The 2890-nt window shown below is 71.2% G+C and carries 2 protein-coding genes and 1 pseudogene; 1 reads left to right on the forward strand and 2 read right to left on the reverse strand.

The genetic code is table 11. The annotated features are described in order from the left end of the window. Together ACZ7L4_RS42810 and ACZ7L4_RS42815 are read right to left on the reverse strand one after the other, a co-directional pair. Nucleotides 1-1082 (reverse strand): MFS transporter (locus tag ACZ7L4_RS42810; RefSeq protein WP_472110693.1); only part of this gene is annotated, 1082 nt, incomplete at its 3' end. A 34-nt stretch (nucleotides 1083-1116) separates the two neighbouring features. Continuing rightward, nucleotides 1117-2112 (reverse strand): alcohol dehydrogenase catalytic domain-containing protein, encoded by a 996-nt coding sequence (locus ACZ7L4_RS42815; RefSeq protein WP_472110695.1) that lies wholly within the window; start codon nucleotides 2110-2112, stop codon nucleotides 1117-1119. A gap of 339 nt (nucleotides 2113-2451) precedes the next feature. On the opposite strand from ACZ7L4_RS42815, the pseudogene ACZ7L4_RS42820 reads away from it, so the two are divergent. Next, a pseudogene (locus tag ACZ7L4_RS42820) lies at nucleotides 2452-2890 on the forward strand (MFS transporter); the annotation flags it as partial.

Below are 2890 nucleotides of genomic sequence, written 5' to 3' on the forward strand. Positions count from 1 at the left end.
TGCCCCGGAGCCATCAGCGACATGAGCACGGAGATCGGGGTGAACCCGGCGAGCGTGATCCCGAACAGGGCCGCGCACACCACGGCCACCCAGTACGCACCGCTGACATGGGTCGGCAGGAAGTACAGGCACAGGGAGCTGACCGCCGAGGCCACGCAGCCGAACCAGCGCAGGGTCCGGTGCCAGCCCAGCCGGTCACTGAGCACCCCGAAGAACAGGTTGGCGAAGATGTTCGCCGCGCCCAGGACGAACACCAGCTGCAGCCATCCCGAGGTACCGAAGTGCAGGTCGTCGGCGAAGATGTCGGGCAGGAAGACCAGGAACCCGAACTGCGGGGCCGTGTTCGCGATCCGCACGAGACAGCCGACCGCGATGCGCGGCTGCGAGAAGATGATGGCCACACTGTTGGCGATGGAGCGGCCCGCCGACACACCGGGCGCGGCCAGGCGGTCGCCGCCCTGCGCCCCGCGGATGCCGAGCAGCGCGATGAACGCGCCCGCCACCACCAGGCCCAGGGACAGCCACAGCGTCGCGTACTCGCCGATCAGCGGCTCGCTGCCGCTGGCCAGGAGCGAGCCCAGGGTCGGCAGGCCGCCGGTGAAGGCGAAGTAGAACCAGCCCACCGCCGACCCGAGTCGGCGCGGCGGGCTGCCCGCGAGGACCCACACCAGGAATCCGTAGGCGAAGAACGGATAGCCGAAGCCGCGCAGCCCGTAGGTGAGGAGCAGCAGCGGGTAGCTCTGGGTCGGCAGGGCCACGGCCAGGAAGACGACCTCGAGGCCACCCCAGATCGCCAGGCCCAGCCACATCACACGGCGCGGACCCCACACGTCCGACAGCGCGCCCGAAAGCCACGATCCGGCGGTGACCACCGCGCCGTAGACGGTGATGATGACGGCGGCGCGGGTGGCGGTCTCGGCGCCGTTGTCACGCAGGTACGGGGAGATGTACCCGGACTCGACACCGTCGCCGATCATGAAGAGCAGCAGGCCGACGAATCCCCACAGCAGCGGCCGAGGCAGGCCGAGGCGGTCGATCAGCCCCTGGTGCTCGCCGGTGGCCGGCGAGGCGGGTGCGGACATCGGTGTCCCCAATCAAGTCGACGCGAGTGCGGCATCACTGCTGCGGAAGGAGATGGACCTTGCGGGCGCTGTCGGAGCGGGCGGCTTCCAACGCCTGCGCGTAGTCGTCGAGGCCAAAGGTGTGCGTGACCATGCGCTCCGCGAGGCGCGGCAGGTCGAGCACGGCGCGCACGGCGTCGGGGAAGGCCGTGGCCAGGGACTGGGAGCCGACCATCGACAGTTCGCGGTCGAAGAAGTCGTACGGGAAGAGGTCGATGGAGGCCTCCGGGCTGACCACGCCCATCTGCAGGAGCGTGCCGCGCTTGGCGAGCCGGTCGAGGGCGTCGGCCACCGCGGAGGGGTGGCCGCTGGCCTCCACGGCCAGATCGACGTCGTGCCCCGCGGGCCGCTGCCCGGGCGCGTGCACCGCGTCGGCCCCGAACTCCACGGCGGCACCCCGGCGCACCGCGCTGGGCTCGATCACGTCGACGCTCCTGGCGCCCTGGGCCCGCGCGTAGGCGACGGTGAGCAGCCCGATCGAGCCCGCCCCGTACACCAGGACGCGCTGGTCCTTGACCGGGCGGATGCGCGAGGCGGCGTGCAGCACGCAGGCCAGCGGCTCGACCAGGGCACCGGTCGCGAAGTCGACGCCCTCGGGCAGGTGGAAGGCGACCCGGGCGGGCACGCGCACCAGCTCGGCGCAGGCCCCGTCGGTGGTCACACCGATCGGCACCAGATCGGGGCAGAGGTTCGTCGCCCCCGCCCGGCACTGCTCGCAGGTCCCGCACGCCACGTTCGGGTCGACGCACACCCGGTCACCGGGCGCGAAGCCCTCGACCCCGCGCCCGGCCGACACCACCGTGCCGGAGAACTCATGGCCGGGGACCACGGGGAACCGGCCCGTCGGATAGTCACCGACGGCCAGATGCAGGTCGGTGCCGCAGATACCGACCGCGGCGGGGGCGACCACGAGGTCACCGGGCCCGGCCACGGGGTCGGGCAGCTCTTGGACCTTCGGTGTTCCCTGTCCGTCCAGGACAACCGCACGCATCGTCGCGTCCTCTCGCTGGCTCGGGCTGAGCGAGACACCCAGCCGGCTGGTCCGCCGCCGACGTCCCGTGCAGCGGCGAACACAAGCAAGGTAGGACGCCCAAGCCATCCTGTCCATACGTTACGGACTGTACGTACAAAATTAATCCAGCACCCGCCACCCGACGGCGCACCCAAGGTGACCTGCCTCGCGACTCTCACCTATTGACGTCACGGGCCGAGCTACATACTGTCCGGGCGGTACGGCTTGTACGTACACAATCTCGCGGCCCTGCCCTCCATGGCCCTGCCGCCTCCCGCCTCACGGCCGACCATGCCCTTCGACGGCGAAGGAATCCCCATGCCTGCCCCCAGCTCCACACGCCCGGCCACCGCCGCGCACCGCCTCCTCGACCGGATCGGGCTCCCCGCTCCCCTGGCGCTCGGCTTTCTCGGCGTGCTGCTCTTCATGATCGGCGACGGCGTCGAGAGCAACTACCTCTCCCCCTTCCTCGAGGACGAGGGCTTCACCGCCGCCCACGCCGCCACCGCCATCAGCGTCTACGGCGCGTTCGTGGCGGTCGGCTCGTGGCTCTCCGGCGCCCTGTCCACCGTGCTCGGCCCCCGCCGCGTGATGCTCTACGGCGCCATCTCCTGGCTCGCCCTCGAAGTGGCACTGCTCGCCTGGGCGATCCCCTCCGACTCGGCGACCCTGGTCACCGTCTTCTACGGGCTGCGCGGGATCAGCTACCCCTTCTTCGCCTACGCGTTCCTCGTCTGGATCACCCAGGCCGCCCCCG

The sequence above is a fragment of the Streptomyces sp. NPDC107575 genome (assembly GCF_055657265.1).

Coding starts and splice junctions, on each gene's coding strand:
- ACZ7L4_RS42815 (WP_472110695.1), bottom strand. CDS start 2,112: ATGCGTGCGGTTGTCCTGGACGGACAGGGAACACCGAAGGTCCAAGAG.